23 protein-coding genes are annotated in these 20219 nt (G+C 39.6%); 16 read left to right on the top strand and 7 right to left on the bottom strand.

From position 1 onward, the window contains the following. The first annotated feature begins 438 nt into the window (after positions 1–438). Complete coding sequence (locus C7S20_RS05400) at positions 439–717, top strand: hypothetical protein (protein WP_107011523.1); 279 nt, start codon at positions 439–441, stop codon at positions 715–717. Here the strand turns inward: C7S20_RS05400 and C7S20_RS05395 are convergent. Further along, positions 706–1296 carry a riboflavin synthase gene (locus C7S20_RS05395; RefSeq protein WP_107011522.1) on the bottom strand — a complete coding sequence of 197 codons (591 nt, stop codon included), beginning with the start codon at positions 1294–1296 and terminating at the stop codon, positions 706–708. The two genes, C7S20_RS05400 and C7S20_RS05395, sit on opposite strands and share 12 nt — an antisense overlap. Before the next feature lie 56 nt (positions 1297–1352). On the opposite strand from C7S20_RS05395, the gene pdxA reads away from it, so the two are divergent. The 9 genes from pdxA to C7S20_RS05350 all read left to right on the top strand — a co-directional run bounded on the left by pdxA (position 1353) and on the right by C7S20_RS05350 (position 8689). Then, positions 1353–2399, top strand: a complete 1047-nt coding sequence (gene pdxA / locus C7S20_RS05390) for a 4-hydroxythreonine-4-phosphate dehydrogenase PdxA (RefSeq protein WP_107011521.1) — start codon at positions 1353–1355, stop codon at positions 2397–2399. Positions 2400–2491: 92 nt separating this feature from the next. Beyond that, on the top strand, positions 2492–3025 hold the full coding sequence (locus tag C7S20_RS05385) for a YceD family protein (RefSeq protein WP_107014105.1): 534 nt from the start codon (positions 2492–2494) through the stop codon (positions 3023–3025). A gap of 12 nt (positions 3026–3037) precedes the next feature. Then, positions 3038–3235: a 50S ribosomal protein L32 gene (gene rpmF, locus C7S20_RS05380; protein ID WP_107011520.1), complete on the top strand. Its 198-nt coding sequence runs from the start codon at positions 3038–3040 to the stop codon at positions 3233–3235. A gap of 177 nt (positions 3236–3412) precedes the next feature. After that, positions 3413–4411: a beta-ketoacyl-ACP synthase III gene (locus tag C7S20_RS05375; RefSeq protein ID WP_107011519.1), complete on the top strand. Its 999-nt coding sequence runs from the start codon at positions 3413–3415 to the stop codon at positions 4409–4411. Between the two features lie 16 nt (positions 4412–4427). Further along, entirely contained in the window at positions 4428–4943 is a 516-nt protein-coding gene (gene accB / locus C7S20_RS05370; RefSeq protein WP_107011518.1) for an acetyl-CoA carboxylase biotin carboxyl carrier protein, read from the top strand. Between the two features lie 64 nt (positions 4944–5007). Beyond that, positions 5008–6363 (top strand): acetyl-CoA carboxylase biotin carboxylase subunit, encoded by a 1356-nt coding sequence (accC, locus tag C7S20_RS05365; RefSeq protein WP_107011517.1) that lies wholly within the window; start codon positions 5008–5010, stop codon positions 6361–6363. An 81-nt stretch (positions 6364–6444) separates the two neighbouring features. Beyond that, positions 6445–7566, top strand: a complete 1122-nt coding sequence (locus C7S20_RS05360) for an NAD(P)/FAD-dependent oxidoreductase (RefSeq protein ID WP_107011516.1) — start codon at positions 6445–6447, stop codon at positions 7564–7566. Further along, positions 7563–8234: a monofunctional biosynthetic peptidoglycan transglycosylase gene (gene mtgA, locus C7S20_RS05355; protein WP_107011515.1), complete on the top strand. Its 672-nt coding sequence runs from the start codon at positions 7563–7565 to the stop codon at positions 8232–8234. Before C7S20_RS05360 ends, mtgA begins: the two co-directional genes overlap by 4 nt. Then, positions 8234–8689, top strand: a complete 456-nt coding sequence (locus tag C7S20_RS05350; protein ID WP_107011514.1) for a transcription elongation factor — start codon at positions 8234–8236, stop codon at positions 8687–8689. The genes mtgA and C7S20_RS05350 overlap by 1 nt, the downstream gene beginning before the upstream one ends. On the opposite strand, the gene C7S20_RS05345 is transcribed toward C7S20_RS05350, so the two are convergent. After that, the gene (locus C7S20_RS05345) at positions 8676–9650 is read right to left on the bottom strand and encodes an ABC transporter ATP-binding protein (protein WP_107011513.1); all 975 of its coding nucleotides are present in this window, start codon (positions 9648–9650) and stop codon (positions 8676–8678) included. The genes C7S20_RS05350 and C7S20_RS05345 overlap by 14 nt on opposite strands. Before the next feature lie 97 nt (positions 9651–9747). Here C7S20_RS05345 and C7S20_RS05340 point away from each other — a divergent pair, with 97 nt between their 5' ends. Then, on the top strand, positions 9748–10344 hold the full coding sequence (locus C7S20_RS05340; RefSeq protein WP_107011512.1) for an HAD family hydrolase: 597 nt from the start codon (positions 9748–9750) through the stop codon (positions 10342–10344). A 53-nt stretch (positions 10345–10397) separates the two neighbouring features. Here the strand turns inward: C7S20_RS05340 and C7S20_RS05335 are convergent, their stop codons facing one another. The 5 genes from C7S20_RS05335 to C7S20_RS05315 all read right to left on the bottom strand — a co-directional run bounded on the left by C7S20_RS05335 (position 10398) and on the right by C7S20_RS05315 (position 16070). After that, positions 10398–12530, bottom strand: a complete 2133-nt coding sequence (locus tag C7S20_RS05335) for a prolyl oligopeptidase family serine peptidase (protein ID WP_107011511.1) — start codon at positions 12528–12530, stop codon at positions 10398–10400. Between the two features lie 119 nt (positions 12531–12649). After that, complete coding sequence (locus C7S20_RS05330) at positions 12650–13639, bottom strand: aspartate-semialdehyde dehydrogenase (RefSeq protein ID WP_107011510.1); 990 nt, start codon at positions 13637–13639, stop codon at positions 12650–12652. A gap of 188 nt (positions 13640–13827) precedes the next feature. After that, the gene (gene mscL, locus C7S20_RS05325) at positions 13828–14256 is read right to left on the bottom strand and encodes a large conductance mechanosensitive channel protein MscL (protein ID WP_107011509.1); all 429 of its coding nucleotides are present in this window, start codon (positions 14254–14256) and stop codon (positions 13828–13830) included. 55 nt (positions 14257–14311) lie between these two features. Beyond that, the gene (gene alr, locus C7S20_RS05320; protein WP_107011508.1) at positions 14312–15430 is read right to left on the bottom strand and encodes an alanine racemase; all 1119 of its coding nucleotides are present in this window, start codon (positions 15428–15430) and stop codon (positions 14312–14314) included. Next, positions 15423–16070, bottom strand: coding sequence for a thymidine kinase (locus tag C7S20_RS05315; protein WP_107011507.1), 648 nt, complete (start codon positions 16068–16070; stop codon positions 15423–15425). Before C7S20_RS05315 ends, alr begins: the two co-directional genes overlap by 8 nt. A gap of 185 nt (positions 16071–16255) precedes the next feature. Between C7S20_RS05315 and C7S20_RS05310 the strand changes: the two genes are divergently transcribed. The 5 genes from C7S20_RS05310 to C7S20_RS05290 all read left to right on the top strand — a co-directional run bounded on the left by C7S20_RS05310 (position 16256) and on the right by C7S20_RS05290 (position 20179). Beyond that, positions 16256–16984 carry a hypothetical protein gene (locus tag C7S20_RS05310; RefSeq protein ID WP_227009108.1) on the top strand — a complete coding sequence of 243 codons (729 nt, stop codon included), beginning with the start codon at positions 16256–16258 and terminating at the stop codon, positions 16982–16984. 11 nt (positions 16985–16995) lie between these two features. Then, entirely contained in the window at positions 16996–17667 is a 672-nt protein-coding gene (rsmI, locus tag C7S20_RS05305) for a 16S rRNA (cytidine(1402)-2'-O)-methyltransferase (RefSeq protein WP_107011506.1), read from the top strand. After that, on the top strand, positions 17667–18233 hold the full coding sequence (locus C7S20_RS05300) for a uracil-DNA glycosylase family protein (RefSeq protein ID WP_107011505.1): 567 nt from the start codon (positions 17667–17669) through the stop codon (positions 18231–18233). Before rsmI ends, C7S20_RS05300 begins: the two co-directional genes overlap by 1 nt. A 121-nt stretch (positions 18234–18354) precedes the next feature. Further along, complete coding sequence (locus C7S20_RS05295; RefSeq protein WP_107011504.1) at positions 18355–19047, top strand: hypothetical protein; 693 nt, start codon at positions 18355–18357, stop codon at positions 19045–19047. Positions 19048–19090: 43 nt separating this feature from the next. Next, positions 19091–20179, top strand: coding sequence for a helix-turn-helix domain-containing protein (locus C7S20_RS05290; protein ID WP_159039871.1), 1089 nt, complete (start codon positions 19091–19093; stop codon positions 20177–20179). The last annotated feature ends 40 nt before the right edge of the window (positions 20180–20219 follow it).

Below are 20219 nucleotides of genomic sequence, written 5' to 3'. Positions count from 1 at the left end.
TTCCTTGGAGATGAATAGGGGGCGAAATAATTATGCTAAAAAATTTGGACACAGAAAACAGGGAGATCGCTATAGATAATTTTAATATTTCTTCAGAATAAACTTTTGGTATTCGATAAAATTCTTTTCTTTTACCCCCAACCAAAATTCTTTAACTTTCCAGTTAAAAATTTATATTATTCAACTTATTCCAAATAAATTTGGATTTTATAAAATATTGATTATCAGTTTTTAAAATATTTTTTGAAAATGAATGTTTTTAAACAATAAAAGTTGAAAACTAATTGCACAATAATTGCTTAAATACCTAAAAAGTAGGAATTTTAATACCTGAAAAACTCCGGAAAAGATTGAAAAAGTTGAATTTTCTTACCTTTAAAGGGAGTATATGGAAAAAAAAATTAAATTTACTGCTATTCACCTGATAATATTAACCTTATGCCGTTGAAAAAGTATAAGAACATTTTTCTTGTCTTTCTTTTTTCTTTGGGAATGGCATTGGCATGTTATGCTCAGGAACCACCGCCACCAGGTAAAGCTAGAGGTCACGGCCCTCCTTGCGATCCAGGAACTACACAAGGAAATCCACAGCGCCCCGGAATTCCCCCTCCGGTAGGGCTTTGTTTGCCTATAGACGACTATGTTTATTTATTAATGGCTGTAGGAGTTATGTATGGCTGTTATAAAATGAGAAAAATTGATATCTCAGGAGGATAACTCCGTGAGACGCTTCACGTATTTCCCTATAACGTCAAATTCAAGATTTACCTTATCTCCTTTTTTGAGGTTTTTAAAAGTGGTATGTTCAAAAGTAAAAGGAATGATCGCCACGCTAAATCCATTTCGTTTGGAATCTACTACAGTAAGGCTTACCCCATTTATGGTAATCGAACCTTTTTCAATGGTGATATTTTTTAATTCCGGGTCATATTCAAAACTAAAACGCCAGCTGCCATCTTCTTCAATCACCTCTGTGCACAAAGCTGTTTGATCAACATGGCCCTGCACAATATGCCCGTCAAGCCGATCTCCCAGTTTCATTCCTCGTTCCAGATTTACAGGGTCTGTTATTGTTAAATTGCCGAGGTTGGTTTTCTCCAGCGTCTCTTTTACAGCGGTGACAGTATATTCTGTAGCTGCTTTGGAAACTATTGTAAGGCAAACTCCGTTATGCGCGACGCTTTGATCTATTTTCAATTCTGGCGTCATTTCAGCCTTTATGCTAAAACTTAAATTTGAACCAGAGCCTTCAATTTTGGTAATAATTCCTATTTCTTCTATAATTCCCGTGAACATTGTTTTCTATAATGGTTACATTTGTGTGTAAAATTAAACAATATAGACGGGAATTTATGAAACATGCAGAAATGATCAAACTTGGTATTAGCATTGGAGACCTTAACGGAATAGGTAGCGAAATTGTGCTGAAAACTTTTGATGATTCACGAATGCTCGATTTCTGCACTCCTATCATCTTTGCCTCTTCCAAAATCATAAATTTCCTGAAAAAATATTATAAGCTTGATGTTCATTTTCAGGGAATTGATGATCCTTCCAAAGCAATTGATGGAAAAATAAATGTCATGAATCTTTGGAAGGAGAATGTAAATATCAATTTTGGGGAGGAAGACCCGAAAGTGGGCGAATATGCTTTTAAATCTTTAGAAGCAGCAACGAGCGCCTTAAAAGAAGATAAGATTGATGTGTTGGTTACCGCTCCTATCAATAAATCAACTATTCAATCTGAAAAATTTAATTTTCCTGGCCATACTGATTATCTGGCGAAAGAATTAAAAGGAGAGAGCCTGATGCTTATGATTACCGATAATCTCAAGGTTGGATTGTTAACCGATCATGTGGCACTTAAAGATATTGCCAAGGTGATCACTCCGGAACTGATCGAGAAAAAGATCAAAATCATTCAGCAAACGCTGAAGCAGGATTTCAGGGTGGAGAAACCCAGAATTGCCGTTTTGGGAATAAATCCTCATAGCGGAGATCACGGCGTTATTGGGAAAGAAGATGAAGAAGTTTTGAAACCCACACTTCAGAAGATTCGCGATAAAGGCGACCTGGTTTTCGGGCCGTATTCTGCCGATAGTTTCTTCGGAAGCAAAAATTATAAGAATTTTGATGCCGTGGTAGCTTCTTATCACGACCAGGGATTAATTCCTTTTAAGACTTTGTCTTTTGGCAGAGGAGTGAATTTTACCGCCGGCCTGAGCAAAGTGCGAACTTCTCCCGATCATGGAACGGCCTTTGAAATTGCAGGTAAGAATGAGGCAAATATCAGTTCATTCAAGGAAGCGGTTTTTAAAGCCATCGAGATTTATAAAGCACGTGAAGAATATACAGAACTGACCAAAAATCCGCTGAAAAAACAGGGAAAAAAGATATAAACAAAAATTGTTTATAATCAGAATATAATTCATTAATTTTTATATCTTTGCACCCGCCTTTCCGGGAACGGGGGCACTCAAAACTGATGAAGATGAGGAATTTAGGTGAGTTCACAATTCCTTTTAAGGGATTAAAACTTGGAAAACACCAGTTTGAGTATGAGTTAGATAACAAGTTCTTTGATCATTTTGAGTACGACGAATTCAATAGTTCTGATGTAAAGATCGACCTGTTGTTTGAAAAGAAATCCACCATGATGGAGCTTACTTTTCATGCTTCGGGAACAGTGAATATAAACTGCGATCTTACCAACGAGCCTTACGATCAGCCAATTGACAGCCAGCTGTTTTTGGTGATCAAATTCGGGGATGAATACAATAATGATGATGAAGATTTGCTCATTTTGCCACATGGTGAATTTGAAGTGAATATTCAGCAGTATATATATGAGTTGGTGGTACTTTCAGTGCCTGCCAAAAGAATTCATCCGGGAGTTGAAGACGGAACGCTGAAATCTGAAGTACTTGACAAACTGGAAGAACTTAGTTTGAAAAATCAGAAAAAGAAAAAAGAGGATGAAACAGATCCTCGCTGGGACAAATTAAAAAATTTACTAAACGAATAATAATAGGAAGCAATGGCACATCCAAAGAGAAAGACTTCTAAGACTAGAAGAGATAAAAGAAGAACCCATTATAAAGCTTCAGCTCCAAAAGTGGCTGTAGATTCTGTTACTGGTGAAGCTCATTTATACCACAGAGCTCACTGGCATGAGGGAAAACTTTATTATCGAGGTCAGGTATTGATCGATAATACGGAAGAAATCGAAGCCTAATCACCAAAGAGCTTCAATGAATTACAGGAACTCTCACATTGTGGGAGTTTTTTGTTTTTAGTTGAATAAGTCCTAAAAAGACCTTAATTTGCACGCCGGTTAGAATAAAATTTAGTAATTTTCTATGAATGTAGAATGCTTAAATGAACCGGAGGCTGGTGAATTAAATCCAATTTTATGAACAAAATCACAGCAGCGATAACGGCTGTGGGTGCTTATGTACCCGAAGATGTGTTAACCAACAAAATGTTGGAGAAAATGGTGGAGACAACAGATGAATGGATTACCACCAGAACTGGAATTAAAGAAAGAAGAATACTTAAAGACCCTACTAAAGGAACCTCTTACCTCGCTATCCAGGCCGCAAAAAAAATTCTTGAAAAAACAAACCTGGATCCCAAAGAAATTGACCTTGTGATAATGGCTACGGCAACGCCAGATATGCCTGTGGCGTCTACCGGGGTGTATGTGGCTACTGAAATTGGTGCGACCAATGCCTTTTCTTATGACCTTCAGGCCGCCTGCTCCAGCTTCCTTTACGGAATGTCTACGGCAGCTGCATATATTGAAGCTGGCAGATATAAGAAAGTACTGGTTATAGGTGCCGATAAAATGTCATCTATTATTGATTATACCGATCGGACCACCTGTATCATTTTTGGTGACGGGGCCGGAGCGGTCCTTATGGAACCCAATAATGAAGGTTATGGCTTGCAGGACGAGATCTTAAGAAGCGACTCTATTGGAAGGGAATCTTTAAAAATAGAAGCCGGAGGTTCTATCCTTCCGCCTACTGAAGAGACCGTAGCCAAAAAACTCCATTTCGTCAGGCAGGATGGAAAAACGGTTTTTAAATTTGCGGTATCCAACATGGCAGAAGTAAGTGAAGAGATCATGAAAAGGAATAATCTTACCAATGAAGATGTAGATTGGCTGGTGGCACATCAGGCTAACAAGCGCATCATCGATGCAACTGCGAACCGCATGAACCTTCACGACGAGAATAAGGTGCTCATGAACATTCAGCGATATGGGAATACCACTTCTGCAACCCTTCCGTTACTCTTAAGCGACTACGAAAAGAATTTTAAAAAAGGAGATAATTTAATATTTGCCTCTTTTGGAGGTGGCTTCACCTGGGGAGCTGCTTATCTCAAATGGGCCTATAACTCATAAACCAACACCAAACATTATGGATTTAAAGGAAATTCAGAATCTAATAAAATTTGTGGCCAAATCTGGCGCCAGCGAGGTGAAACTGGAAACAGGTGATGTAAAGATCACTATCAAAACAGGTTCAGACGACAAAGAGACTACCATTGTACAACAGGTACCGGTAGGAAATCAAATGCCTCAGCAGCAAATGCAACCTCAGCAGCAGCCCCAGCAGCAAGCTCCGGCTCCGCAACCGCAGGAAAATGCCCCGGCTAAAAATGAATCTTCAGGTTCAGGTGAAGACACCTCTAAATACATAACGGTAAAATCACCTATTATAGGTACTTTCTACAGAAAACCTTCACCAGATAAACCTACTTTCGTAGAAGTGGGAGATTCTGTAAAAGAAGGGGACGTGCTTTGCGTGATCGAAGCCATGAAACTTTTCAATGAAATTGAAAGCGAAGTTTCAGGTAAAATTGTGAAAGTACTTGTAGACGATTCTTCTCCTGTAGAGTTCGATCAGCCATTATTCCTGGTAGATCCGTCTTAAAAATTGCCCTTTTTTCTAACTGCAAGACCAATTTTTCGTCTTCAGAAATTAAAAGCAAATAGATATGTTTAAAAAAATATTGATTGCAAACAGAGGGGAAATTGCTTTAAGAGTAATTCGTACCTGCAAGGAAATGGGTATTAAGACTGTCGCAGTTTATTCTACCGCAGATGCGGAAAGCCTTCATGTGAGATTTGCCGATGAAGCTGTTTGTATAGGTCCTCCGCCCAGTAACCTTTCCTATCTTAAAATTTCGAATATTATTGCCGCGGCTGAAATTACCAATGCCGATGCAATCCATCCCGGTTATGGATTCCTTTCTGAAAATGCCAAATTTTCCAAGATCTGTGGAGAGCACGAAATAAAATTTATCGGTGCTTCTCCCGAAATGATCAGCAAAATGGGAGATAAGGCTACGGCTAAAGCAACCATGCGTGCCGCCGGAGTGCCTTGTGTTCCCGGTTCAGAAGGAATTATTAAAGATTTTAAAGAGTGCTTGAAACTGGCAAAAGAGATCGGATTTCCGGTCATGCTTAAAGCTACTGCCGGTGGTGGTGGTAAGGGAATGCGCGCTGTTTGGAAGGAAGAAGATCTTGAACCGGCCTGGGAATCGGCCAGAAAAGAAGCCGATGCCTCCTTTGGTAACGACGGGATGTATATGGAAAAGCTCATCGAAGAGCCACGCCATATCGAGATCCAGGTTGTTGGAGACAGCACCGGTAAAGCCTGTCACCTTTCTGAAAGAGATTGTTCTATCCAACGACGTCATCAAAAATTGACCGAGGAAACCCCATCGCCCTTCATGACCGATACGCTTCGTAAGAAAATGGGAGAGGCCGCTGTAAAAGCTGCCGAATTCATCAAATATGAAGGTGCGGGAACCGTGGAATTTCTGGTAGACAAACACCGCAATTTCTACTTTATGGAAATGAACACCCGTATCCAGGTGGAACATCCAATCACCGAGCAGGTGATCGATTATGACCTTATTCGCGAGCAGATACTTGTAGCCGCGGGTGTACCAATTTCAGGAAAGAACTATACCCCTCAGCTGCATTCCATCGAATGCCGAATCAATGCCGAGGATCCGTATCATAATTTCCGTCCGTCACCTGGGAAGATAACCAATTTGCATGCGCCGGGAGGTCACGGAGTAAGAATTGACACTCACGTTTATAGCGGGTATGTTATTCCGCCAAATTACGATTCGATGATCGCTAAACTAATCACCACGGCTCAAACCCGTGAAGAAGCGATCAATAAAATGAAACGTGCACTTGATGAATTTGTGATCGAAGGGATACAAACCACGATTCCTTTCCATAGACAACTCATGGATCATCCCGATTATATTGAAGGAAATTACACCACGAAGTTTATGGAAGATTTCAAAATGAAACCTAAGGAAGAAGAGGCTTAAAAATGCCAAATCTCTATTGATATAAACCTCACAGGCTTTAAATCTGTGGGGTTTTTTTGTACTTTCAACAAAATGTTTACAATGAATTTTTCTTTCTGGGAAACCGATTCCTGGTTTACAAATATTGATTTTTTAATTGTCGGGAGTGGTATTACCGGACTCAACTGTGCCTTAAGACTGAAAGAAAAAGAGCCCGACGCGAAAATTCTCATTCTCGAGAAAGGAATGTTGCCTGAAGGCGCCAGCACTAAAAATGCCGGATTTGCCTGTTTTGGCAGTCTTTCTGAGATCATCGACGATCTTAAAACACATTCTCCTGAAGAAGTTGTCAGTTTAATTAAGAAGCGAATTAACGGCCTTGAACTTCTGCTGAAGAATCTTGGCGATAAAACCATCGATTATCGTTCTTACGGCGGCTATGAGCTGTTTACAAGGGAAGATCAGGAATTATATGAAGAATGCCTTCAGAAAATGCCGGAAATCAACGAGATGCTTCGTCCAGTCTTCAGTGATGAGGTATTCAGTATTTCTGAAAACAAATTCAGATTTGAACAAATTCAGCAAAAACTGATCTTCAATAAATATGAAGGCCAGATAGACACTGGAAAAATGATGTGGGCCCTGGTAAAAAAAGCGATCGCTTCGGGAATTAAAATTCTTAATGGAGTAGAGGTGAAATCTTTTTCCGAAGAAGGCGAAAAAGTTCACATCAAAACTGAAAAATTTGAGCTTGTTTCAAAAAAACTCATTATCGCGACCAATGGTTTTGCTTCACGCCTTGGAATTGAAGAAGTAAAACCCGCCCGCGCCCAGGTATTGATCACTAAACCATTAGAAAAACTGCCATTTGAAGGTACCTTTCACCTCGATAAAGGCTATTATTATTTTAGAAATATTGGCAATAGAGTTCTGTTTGGTGGCGGAAGGAATCTGGATTTTAAAGCCGAAGAAACTGATGAAATGGGGCTGACCAATCTTATTCAAAACCGACTAAAAGAATTGCTGAAAAACACTATTCTGCCCAATACGAATTTTGAGATAGAACAATCCTGGAGCGGAATTATGGGAGTAGGTGAGCAGAAAAAACCTATTTTGAAAAAGCTTTCTCAAAATGTATACTGCGGAGTGCGCCTCGGCGGAATGGGAATAGCCATTGGAAGCCAGGTTGGGACAGATCTTGCAGATTTAGCAACGCAAGCATGATAAAAAGAATCCTTAGAATACTTCTTAAAATTATTGCCGGACTGTTTCTGTTCAGCATTTTTATGGTTCTTGTTTATAAATGGGTTCCCGTGCTTTTTACTCCTTTGATGGTTATCAGGTATTTTGAAAATCCGGACGAGGAAATTCAACATGACTGGGTTCCAATTGAAGATATTTCGAGGCATTTACAGTTGGCAGTGATCACCAGCGAAGATCAGAATTTTGTGAAACATCATGGCTTTGATTTTGAAGCCATCCAAAAGGCAATGGAAAACAATAAAAAAGGACGAAGGGTTCGCGGTGCTTCCACCATTTCTCAGCAAACCGCAAAAAATGTTTTTCTGTGGCCCGCGCGGAACTGGTTCAGGAAAGGCCTGGAAACCTATTTCACTTTTCTCATCGAAATGCTCTGGAGCAAAGAACGCATTCTCGAAGTTTACCTGAACAGCGTGGAAATGGGAAAAGGCGTTTTTGGAGCGGAGGCCGCGGCTCAATACTGGTTTCATAAAAGTGCTGAAAAACTTACGCCTTATGAAGCTGCTGCCATTGCCGCCGTCCTCCCAAATCCAAGGCGATATCGCGCCAATCCCGCTTCAAATTATATACAGCAACGCAAGAACTGGATCGTACGGCAGATGCAGTATTACGGTAAATTCAGTCTGGAATAATGGCAGAATCTGAAAAAGAAATATTGATAAATTCCTGTCGGGAGATCCTAAATGAAAGGCGTGAGGTCATTAAGAAAGCCATGGACGGCCTAAAAGAAGATTTGGAAAATGAAACTAAAAGCAGCGCAGGTGACAAATTTGAAACAGGGCGGGAAATGATCAATATCGAATGGAATAAACTTTCCATTCAGCTGAAGGAAAATGATCGTCTTCATCAAATTTTTAATCGCATAGATAACCAGAATTCTACCGAAGAGGTGAGGCTCGGAAGTATCGTGCGAACCAGCAACGCCAATTATTTTATTTCTGCGCCTATTGGAATCATTACCGCGGGCAGTGAGGCTTTTTTCGCCATTGGGATTAATTCTCCCGTAGCCCGACTCATGCTGGGTTTAAAGCAAGGAGAAGATTTCAGTTTTAATGGAAAAACATCAAAGATCCTTAAGATCGACTAACTCGCTGATGGACCAGTTTTTTATCAACAGCGATAGAAATTTCCATATTCTCATCTAAAGCATTTTCGTGCTGGATCAGGATCGAATCGGTATTCAGTTTAGCTTTGATAAGATAATCAGGCCCCTGAAAATAGCTTTTTTCAACAATTGCTTTTACAGCAGATTTTTTTACGATTTTCAACTCATGCGGGTAGAGCAAAACCCTTTTCCGGCTATCCTCGTCAGCTCTAAGATTGCGCAGCATGATATGATTCACATCTCCGAATAAAGATGCCACATATTTGTTCGGCGGATTCTGATACAGGTTCTCAGGAGAATCATCGGCATGGATTTTCCCATTTTTAAGCACCAGTGTCCTGTTGGCATAAGAAAGCGCGTCAGTGCTGTCATGAGTTGCCACGATACATGTGATATTTTTTTCCTTTAGGTATGCAAAAAGTTTTCGGCGAAGATTATTTTTTCTGAAATGATCGATGTGGCTGAAAGGCTCGTCGAGTAGCAAAACTTCCGGTTCCTTTGCAAGGGCACGAGCCAGGGCAATACGCTGCTGTTGTCCGCCGCTCAATAATTTCGCTTTTTTATCGGCAAGATCTTCCATTTCTACAACCTCCAAAAGTTCCTTTATTCTTCGCCTCTTTTTAATGGGATAAAAATTACTGAGATGTTTTCCAACATTCTCGGCGGCAGTTAGCGGAAGCATAAGGTCGAAATGCTGCGCCAGATATTTTATAAAAGGTTCCCCGGGGACAAGGTTGAAATGTGGGCCTAAGAGCTCCTTATCCTGCCAGAAAATTTTTCCTTCGGTGTGCAGCAATCCATAAATAAGCTGCAGAAGGGTGCTTTTTCCACATCCACTTTCGCCAATTAAAGAGATGTGCTGACCCTTTTTAATTTTGAAGCTGATATTTTTTAATACCGGTTCGGTATCGTAGGCAAATGTTACTTTTTGTAGCTGAAGCATAAATTTTTCCTAATTCTGTGTTACAAGTTCCAAATTTTATCACAGTATGTCCAGTTTTTTCTAATTTTAAAATCGTCCACTTTTTAAATGATTTTCCATGCTACAGATTGTTGTTTATGATCTGAATCGGACGCTTTATCGAAAATCGTCTAAAAATGAATTTTTTAAGTTCCTAATCAGTAAAAAACAGGCCAGGTCTTTGAACCTGATTCAGATGCTTCCTTTTGCATTATTATATAGCCTTAAACTTCTCAATAAAACTACCTTCAAACAGCATTTCTATAAATATCTTGATGGAATTCCGCCGGAAGTAATGACGAATCTTGCCAAAGAATTCTGGGATCGTGAATATCCTGAAAATTTCCGAAAAAGCATGCTGGGGGATATTCATCGCTATACTTCTGAAAATGTGGAGGTTTATATAATCACCGGCGCCTATGAGGTCTATACCAAATACCTTGAAAATCTCCTGGGAGTGAAGGTTCTTGGTACGAGAACCAGCTATAAAAATGGCCAATATCGTATCGAGGGAAAAGCCTGTAATAATGAGGAAAAAGTTAGAAGACTTAAGCAGGAAGTTAGGGAGGATTATGAGATTTTAAAAGCATATTCCGATGATGATGAAGAGATCCTGTATGAAGCTGAAAAAGGATATTTTTTAAAAGGAAATGTCTGGCTTCAGGTCCAAAAATAAAATAGGCTGTCTAAAATAATTAAACAGCCTATTTGAAAGTCTTAGATAAGAAACTAAGCTTTTACATTTTCATTTTTTGAATTAGGCAGACTTTCATAGCCCATATTATAGAAAGTAAAACCGAAAAGATCGGCATACTCTTCAATGACCATGCTGGTAGGTTTACCGGCACCATGACCCGCCTTGGTTTCGATCCTTATCAGAACAGGTTCGTCACCGGCCTGTTTTTCCTGTAATTCTGCGGCAAACTTAAAGGAATGAGCGGGTACCACCCGGTCGTCATGGTCACCTGTAGTGATAAGTGTCGCGGGATATTCCACGCCTTCCTTTACATTATGAACCGGCGAATATCCATACAGATATTCGAACATTTCCTTGCTGTCTTCCGCAGTTCCGTAATCATAAGCCCAGCCCGCGCCTGCGGTAAAGGTGTGGTAACGAAGCATATCCATTACGCCAACAGCCGGCAAGGCGACTTTCATCAAATCTGGACGCTGAGTCATGGTCGCTCCCACCAAAAGTCCGCCGTTAGATCCTCCGCGAATCGCCAGATAATCTTTAGAGGTGTAATTGTTTTCGATAAGATATTCTGCGGCTGCGATAAAGTCATCGAAAACGTTCTGTTTCTTCATTTTGATCCCGGCATCATGCCAATCTTTTCCGTATTCCCCGCCACCGCGTAGGTTCGGAACGGCATAGATTCCGCCCTGTTCCAGCCACACACTCATCGCCGTGCTGAAACTTGGAGTAAGGCTTATATCAAATCCGCCGTAGCCATATAACATGGTTGGATTCTTGCCATCCATCTTTGTTCCTTTTTTATAGGTAATGATCATCGGGATCTTTGTTCCTTCCTTGGAATTATAAAAAATCTGCTTGCTTTCGTAATTATCTGAATTGAAATCGATATTAGGTTTATTATAAAGCTCAGATTTGCCTTTTTCGATGTTGTATTTATAAATACTTCCCGGAGTCACGTAATTGGTAAAAGTGTAATAAAGGGTATCTTCCTCTTTTTTGGCTCCAAATCCGCTAACGGTTCCAATTCCTGGCAGCTCAACCTCACGAATCAGTTTTCCATCGTAATCGTATTGTTTTACCTGGGAAATAGCATCTTTCATATATTCGGCAAATAAATAGCCGCCGCCGGTACTCGGGCTCAGCACGTATTCGGTTTCAGGGATAAAGTCCTTCCAGTTCTCGGGAGTAGGATTAGACGCGTCAACAGTTACCACCCGACGATTTGGAGCATCAAGATTAGTCAGCAGATAAAGTTTGCTGCCCTGATTGTCCACCAGGTAGGTGTCGGTTTTGTCATTGCCGATCACGGTTACCAGTTCCGGATTCTTTTTAGTAAGATCCATTAAATACAGTTCCCCTCCGGAAGTAGAATTTCTGGCCGCAATCATCAAATAGTGATTGTCTTCGGTCACGCTTCCGCCAATATAACGGTGCTTTTCACCTTCTTTTTCACCATAGATCACCTTGTCTTCACTCTGCGGAGTTCCGAGCTTGTGATAATACAGTTTATGCTGATCGGTTTTTGCGGAAAGCTCACTGCCTTTCGGTTTATCATAACTGGAATAGTAAAATCCCTCATTGCCTTTCCATGAAATTCCGCTGAACTTCACATCGCGGATGGTATCACCAAGAATTTTGTGATTTGCGGTATTCAGAAGAATGATCTTTCTCCAGTCGCTCCCTCCTTCAGAAATGGCATAAGCCAGAGTTTTCCCATCTTCAGAAAAGCTTAGCCCACCTAATGAAGTGGTGCCGTCTTCACTGAATTTATTGGGATCAAGAAAGACTTCAGCTTCGGTATCGGGGCTTTTTTTACGATAGAGAACGCTTTGATTCTGGAGTCCGTTATTTTTGAAGAAATAAATATAATCCCCTTCATGAAAAGGAGCGCCCAGTTTCTCATAATTCCAGATTTCAGTAAGGCGTTTTTTAAGTTGGTCACGGTAAGGAATTTTCTCAAGGTAATTAAAGGTCACCTTGTTTTCGGCTTTCACCCATTCTTCAACTTCTTCTGCACGGTCATTTTCCAGCCATCGGTAAGGATCTTTCACTTCGGTACCGAAGTAATTAGTCACGGTATCGACCTTTTTTGTTTCGGGGTAATTCAAAGCAGTTTCTTTTTTTTGTTTGTCATCATTTTCGCAGGTAGCTAAAATTCCGGCCATGAAAATGAGGGTAATGATTTTTTCATAAAAGATGGGTTTAAAAATGGTTAAAATTAGTAATAAAAAAAGCCCGAATGTTACAATTCAGGCTTATGCACTTTAACTCTTTGATAAAAAAATTAGACCAGCTCGTTTTTCAGTAAATATTCAGCTATTTGCACGGCATTTGTTGCCGCTCCTTTTCGAAGATTATCGGCAACGATCCACATATTTAGCGTGTTGGGCTGAGAATAATCCCTTCTAATTCTACCAACGAAGACATCGTCTTTTCCTTCAGCATAGATCGGCATGGGATAGGTATTCACCGCCGGATTGTCCTGCACGGTCACTCCGGGAAAATCAGCTAACAACTGGCGCACTTCCACTTCGTCAAAATCTTTTTCAAATTCAATGTTCACCGATTCTGAATGGCCGCCAACCACTGGGATCCTGATTGCCGTGGCCGTTAGTTTTATAGAATCGTCACCAAGGATCTTTTTGGTTTCATTGCTCAGCTTCATTTCTTCTTTGGTGTAGCCATTTTCCTGGAAAACATCGCAATGAGGCAGCGCGTTTCTATGAATAGGATAAGGATAAGCCATCTCTCCTTTTTCACCGGCATATTCATTTTCGAGCTGTCGAACCGCTTTCACTCCGGTACCCGTGATTGACTGATAGGTCGAGACCACCACTCTCTTAATAGTGTATTTATCATGAAGAGGCTTTAAAGCCATCAAAAGTTGAATGGTCGAGCAGTTAGGATTGGCAATGATCTTATCTTCTTTGTTCAGCAGCTTTGCATTGATCTCTGGCACTACGAGTTTGTGATTTGGATTCATTCTCCATGCTGAAGAATTATCGATCACAATAGTTCCTGCTTCGGCGAACTTTGGAGCCCAGGCCAAAGAAGTATCTCCTCCCGCGGAAAATAAGGCGATTTCCGGTTTCATGGAAACGGCTGTTTCCAGGCCTACCACTTCATATTCCTGGTCTTTGAACTTTATTTTTTTACCTACCGATTTTTCCGAGGCTACCGGGATCAATTCGGTTAACGGAAAATTGCGTTCTTCAAGAACTTTCAGCATTACATTTCCCACCATTCCGGTGGCGCCAACAACAGCTACTTTCATTTTTTACTAGAATTTAAAAAATTGACTGCAAAGGTATTAGTTGAAATTTAATAAGCGGTATCTGCCCATTAAAAAAAAGCCATTTTTTAAAATTTCATACACATTTTCTGATTTTGTGAAAAAAGAACCCCGACTTTTGACCGGGGTTTAATTATTAAAATGAGTAGTGTAGCGGTAAGCGTACTTCTTTATGAATTTTGTCTTTTTAGTTCGTCGCGAATCTCAGTAAGCAATTCTTCCTGGGTAGGCCCTTTTGGAGCCGGTGCGGCCGGTACATCTTTTTTCTTCTTCATTCTCTCATAAGCGCGAAGCACCAAAAATATGAAGAAACCTATTATTATAAAATAGATGATAGCCTGAATTAGATTTCCGTAGGTGATCACTGCTGCCTGGGCTTCCTGTGCGGCTTCAAGAGATTCATAATGATTGCCGTCAAGCGGAATGAATTTTTGCGAGAAATCAATACCACCGGTAAAAACGCCAATGATCGGCATGATCACATCGGCCACTACCGAAGAGACGATTTTGTTGAAAGCCGCGCCGATGACGACAGCCGTAGCCAGCATGACGATGTCTTTCTGAAGCAGAAATTCTTTAAAATCTTTGAAAAAACCCATAGTGTAGATAGTTTAGTGTTACGTACCTAAGTTAGAGAAAAAAAACATACGAGCTTCATTTCTTATTTTCAGGGATAATTACGCGGCTTACTCTGCGCTGGATTCCTGTTATAAGTTCATAAGAAATTGTACCGCCGGCTTCGGCAAAATCAACGGGGTGCTGAGGTCCGCCGAAGACGATCACTTCATCACCTTCTTTACAATCGATATCAGTTACGTTCACCATAATGATATCCATACACACATTTCCAACAATTGGAGCATATTTACCATTGATAAAAACCCCTGCTTTTTCGCGTCCGTAAATACGGTTGATGCCATCGGCATGTCCTACTGGCAGAGTGGCGATTCGGGTTGGTTTTTCCACTTTGAAGGCCCTATTATAGCCCACAGTCGCGCCATTATCCAGTTTCCTGATCTGTGAAATGATGGTTTTTAGTTTCCCTACCGGTTTGAGTTGCGGATCGATGTTTTTATCATTTCCGTAACCATAAAGGCCAATGCCAGTTCTCACCATGCTAAACTGCGCTTTTGGATAATTAATGACCCCGGAAGTATTGCAGATATGAAGCAAAGGCTCATAGCCAAGATTTTCGATGAGCTGCCGGCTCATCTTCCTGAAAAGATCGATCTGTCCAACCGTAAATTCACGCTCCTGCCAGTCTTCGCTTGCCGCAAGATGGGAAAAAACAGAAGCCACTTTTACTCTTTTGGTGCCGGTGATTAGTTCAGAGATTCGGGAGATTTCAGGCTCATCAAAACCTAAACGGTTCAGGCCGGTATTAAGTTTAATATGAACGGGATAGTTTTCCAGGTTAAGCTTTTCAGCAGTTTGAATAAAAGTTTGCAGGGTCCTTTCGCTGTAAAGATTTGGCTCCAGGCAGTGTTCAATGATAGATTCAAAATGGGTAAATTGCGGATGCAGCACCAGGACGGGTTTGGTAATTCCATTTTCCCTAAGCCTAATTCCTTCTTCTACATAGGCAACAGCAAAATAATCGGTTCCCAATTCTTCCAGTTTTTTAGCGATAGCAACCGAATCACTTCCGTAAGCATGAGCTTTTACAACAGAAAGTAATTTAACATCTTCATCGAGTTTTGATCTTAAAAATCGGTAATTGTGTGCCAGCGCCCCAAGGTCAATCTCGAGTACGGTCTCTTCGGCTTTAGGCATTTTCTTCTTTGGGTTTAGAATTTAATTCTTCGGGTTCATTTACATCCAGCTTTTTCACGCGTTCTTTAAGCATGGCCTTAAAATAAGCGGCACGGCTTAAAGGTTCATATTCCTCATTTTCCCCAAGAAAAACCAGGTCGTCATTGATAGATTTCCTATAACTGAACTGGGCAAGGTTTCCGGTTCTTGTGCAAACTGCATGAACTTTGGTCACATATTCGGCAGTAGCCATTAAATTTGGCATTGGTCCAAAGGGATTTCCTTTAAAATCCATATCGAGGCCGGCCACGATTACGCGTATTCCCTGGTTTGCCAGATCGTTACATACACTGACGATTTCATCATCAAAAAACTGTGCCTCATCAATACCCACCACATCACAGCCATCGGCCAGGATCCTGATATTGGCGGCCGAAGGGACAGGAGTAGAGCGAATTTCATTGGAATCGTGAGAAACCACCATTTCTTCATGATATCGCGTATCAATGGCGGGTTTAAAGATCTCAACGCGTTGTTTTGCGAATTTTGCGCGTTTTAGCCTTCGGATGAGTTCTTCAGTTTTACCCGAGAACATCGAACCGCAAATAACTTCGATCCAGCCAAATTGCTCTTCGTGATTTACTGTATTTTCGAGAAACATTTTGTATTTTTCAAGTCCGGAAAGGGGGAAATACCTCTTCCGTATAAAGGTGGAACAAATTTATCAAAATTCCAACCACTGTATGGGCGCGAATTCTTAAAGTTATAAAAGAGCGCTGATCAGACCAAGATCGGCTAATCATAACATTTAACCAGCATACCTGACTTATAAACGACAAAATTAATATGATGAAAAAGAGAATTGAAGCTGAACTCATCCGGATTGCAGAAAAGATTTTAAATGAAAAAGGAAAGATGGATCTCGCTCAGTTGAAGAAGAATACTATTGATCTTTATGAGAAACTGGCGCTTTTAGATTTCACTGAAAAACATCTTTCAGAAATCCCCGAAGAAAAACCCGAACGGAAAAAAGAAGAACCACAAGCAGCAATTTCTTACGACGAATTTTATCCTGATGGCACCGAATATAACGAAGACTCTGATGCTATCACCGAACCGAATACCGAAAAAATTAAAGATATTGTTGCCCAGATGCCGCCGGAAAGTCAGAAATTTGATAATATGATGGAGACGATAAATACTCCTGAAACAAAGAGTAAACCAAAGAACGAAGGCAAAGATTTCCGTCAGATAGGCGTTGATTACGATAATCTCCCGGATTTTGAACCTGTAAATCATGTTGAAAAGAACAATAAGCCCCGTTCACTGAATGACCGGCTTAAAAAGGGAATTAATATCGGCCTGAATGAACGTCTGGCCTATATCAGGCATTTGTTCGACGGAAATACCTCCGATTATAATCGTGTCCTTTCCCAATTAAATACTTTCAATAGCCTCGAAGAAGCGAAAAAATTCATCGAGAAGATCGTGAAACCCGATTATAATAACTGGGAGGGCAAGGAAGATTATGAGGAACGTTTTATGACTCATATCGAGAATAAATTCGGAAAATAGCACATTCTTTTATGGCCAAACTTTTTCTGGTTCCAACTCCTATCGGCAATCTGGAAGATATGACCTTTCGTGCGATAAGGGTGTTGAAGGAGGCTGACCTCATCCTCGCCGAAGATACCCGCAACAGCGGAAAACTTCTGAAACATTTCGAAATTGAAACTCCCATGCAGAGCCATCATATGCACAATGAGCATAAAACGGTTGAGGGCATTGTTTCACGTATAAAAGCAGGAGAAACAATAGCATTGATCAGTGATGCCGGCACCCCGGCAATTTCCGACCCCGGATTTTTACTCACCCGTGCCTGTGTGGAAGCAGGTATTGAAGTTGATTGTTTGCCGGGAGCGACTGCGTTTGTTCCGGCTTTGGTGAATAGTGGGCTGCCGAATGACAAATTCGTTTTCGAAGGATTTCTTCCCGTAAAGAAAGGCAGACAAACACGTTTGAAGTTTTTGGCAGAAGAAACAAGAACTCTCATTTTTTATGAATCTCCTCATAAACTGCTGAAAACGCTCGGGAATTTTGTGGAATATTTTGGGGAAGAAAGGCAGGTTTCTGTTTCAAGGGAAATATCAAAACTTCATGAGGAAACCATTCGCGGCACAGCAGCTGAGGTTCTTCAGCATTACTCCGAAAATCCTCCCAAAGGAGAAATAGTTATCATAGTAGAAGGCAAATCCTGATGCAGGAACTTTTATGCAGAATACGAGATTGCCGGGTTTGTGAAGATCATCTTCCGCTAGGCCCTAATCCTATTATTGAAGCGAATAAAAAGTCAAAAATCGTTTTGATAAGCCAGGCGCCGGGAAGGATCGTGCACAATACCAATAAGGCATGGAATGATCAAAGCGGGAAAAAACTAAGGGAATGGCTGGACGTTGACGAAAAGACTTTTTATAATCCTGATAATTTTGCCATCCTTCCCATGGGATTTTGCTATCCGGGAAAAGCGAAGAGCGGCGACCTGCCTCCCAGAAAAGAATGTGCGCCCATGTGGCATTCAGCGGTTTGGCGGGAACTGGAAAATGTAGAACTGAAAATTCTTATTGGCTCTTATGCCTGTAATTACTATTTAGGAGATAATAGAAATCTTACTGAAAAAGTAAAAAATTATCGCGATTATTTCCCTGAATTCTGGCCCCTGCCGCATCCCTCGCCAGTGAACCGCTTCTGGCGAACGAAAAATCCCTGGTTTGAAGAGGAAATTATCCCGGAATTTCAACAGAAAATAAGAGAAATTTTATTGTGAGATTTTAAATCTGTTAACAACTTCTGAAAACTTAAAATAGAATCATTCATAACTTACATTAAATTTGCGCAGTAACATAAAAACAAAAAGCCCTCGGGCAAGGGCTTTAAATTTTTTTATAATGGAAATTAGTAAAAATCCTGTTTCCGCAGGACATGACAAAAGTAGTAATTATTTTGTTTTAAACCAAAATAGTGAAGTCCTTTTTAGGAGCTTAGCTAACGTTGAGACTGTTAGAAAGGAGTTGAAATTTGAGCTAAGTGTAATTAATAATATTATACTTAAAGCGAAAAAAGAGGTAGATTCCAAAATGGAAGAAGATCCTTATTTATTTATGGAAAGTAGATTTTATTCTTCCTACTTTAATAGTAGAATAAAAGGAAATCTAAGACAATTTATCGTCAATAATCCTGAATTTCGAAGAAGAATTAAAATTAGAGTAAAATATGGTTCGGCATATTTTATTGTTAAAGATCGTTATTTAATTTATATAAAGAAATTAAATGGCAATGGTAAGCCTAATTATGTTTCTACTCCTAGGAGTAATAAACTTATGAATGGACTGCCATTTAGGGGAGGGGATAGTTCTATTCCGATTCTTTTTGTTGGTCCACAATTTAGAGGAATTCATTTTGAGGGAACATCGATAACTTCTTTAATTAGCAAAAAAGAAGTTAATTGGAATATGAGCATATCTGATCTATTTAGTGGAGTGAATTATAATTTATCAAGTGATAATAAAATAATTACCACTGAACTAGATAATGTTAGAATTAAGAATAAATCTCTTAAGAACAAGAGAAAAAGTAGTTAATTAACTTCCTTGCCCGAGAAGCTTTTTGTTTTAATTTATGCTTATGAAATCAATAAATGTTGAGAGAATAAAATTGGCTAGAGAGAGTAGGGGGTATTCTCAGTCAGCCTTAGCAAAGAATTTAAATTCGATTTCTCAAAGTATGCTTTCAAAGATTGAGAAAGGTTTTGCAGATTGTTCAGCTGAGACTTTGTCAGAATTTTCTAATGTTTTGAATTATCCCGAAAGTTTCTTTTTAAAAAAGCACCAAGCATATCAAATAAAAGAATTTTACTATCGAAAAAACCTGAGCACTACTGTTACAAAAAATAAAATTTTAGAAGCAAAAATAAATATTATTTCTAGTCATATATCTGAACTACTCGATAGTGTAGAAATAGATGTCGATCTTCCATACACTAATATTAATAAGCTAGAATTAACTCCTGAAAGATTTGCTGAGCAGGTAAGAGGGTACTTTAAAATACCTAAAGGGCCTATCAAAAATTTAATTAATTGTCTGGAAAAAAGAGGAGTTATAATTCATTTTGTGGATTTTGATGAAACTTATAAGTTTTCTGGGATCAATTTTCATACTAAAGAAGGAGTACCTGTTATTCTAATAAATTCCAATCATTCCAATTCCAGAAAAATTTTCACAATCGCTCATGAATTAGGTCACCTTCTTATGCATGAAAATTTTATTGTATCGGATAATATGAAATCTATAGAAGAAGAAGCAAATTCATTTGCTTCCAATTTTTTAATGCCTAGAGGTGATATTAAACCGGATCTATATAATCTAACAGAATCCAAATTAGGTAGTTTGAAAAGATACTGGAAGGTTTCTATGCAGGCTTTACTTTATCGGGCAAAGTATTTAGGATGTTTATCTGCACCACAATATAGAAGGTGGATTACGAAGATTAATTATCACGGATGGAGAAAAAAGGAGCCTTTTGAATTTTTAATTGAAGAACCAGAATTATTAAGTAAAGTTTTACTACTTCATTTTGAAGATCTTCAATATGAAAAGAATGAAATTTTTGAAATGTTAGCAATTAGTGAATCAGAATTTAAAGAAATTTACTCTTTAGATAAGATTGCTAAATATACTGGAGAGAGAGTGAGAAAAATTAAAGTTAGTATTTAAGATTAATTTTTACTTTCACCTTTTTTCTTTTAATAAAAAT

It is taken from the genome of Christiangramia fulva (assembly GCF_003024155.1).
GTDB classification, from domain to species: Bacteria; Bacteroidota; Bacteroidia; order Flavobacteriales; family Flavobacteriaceae; genus Christiangramia; species Christiangramia fulva.
Note: the sequence above shows the minus strand (reverse complement) of the source record. Positions and strands in the feature narration are given on the sequence as shown.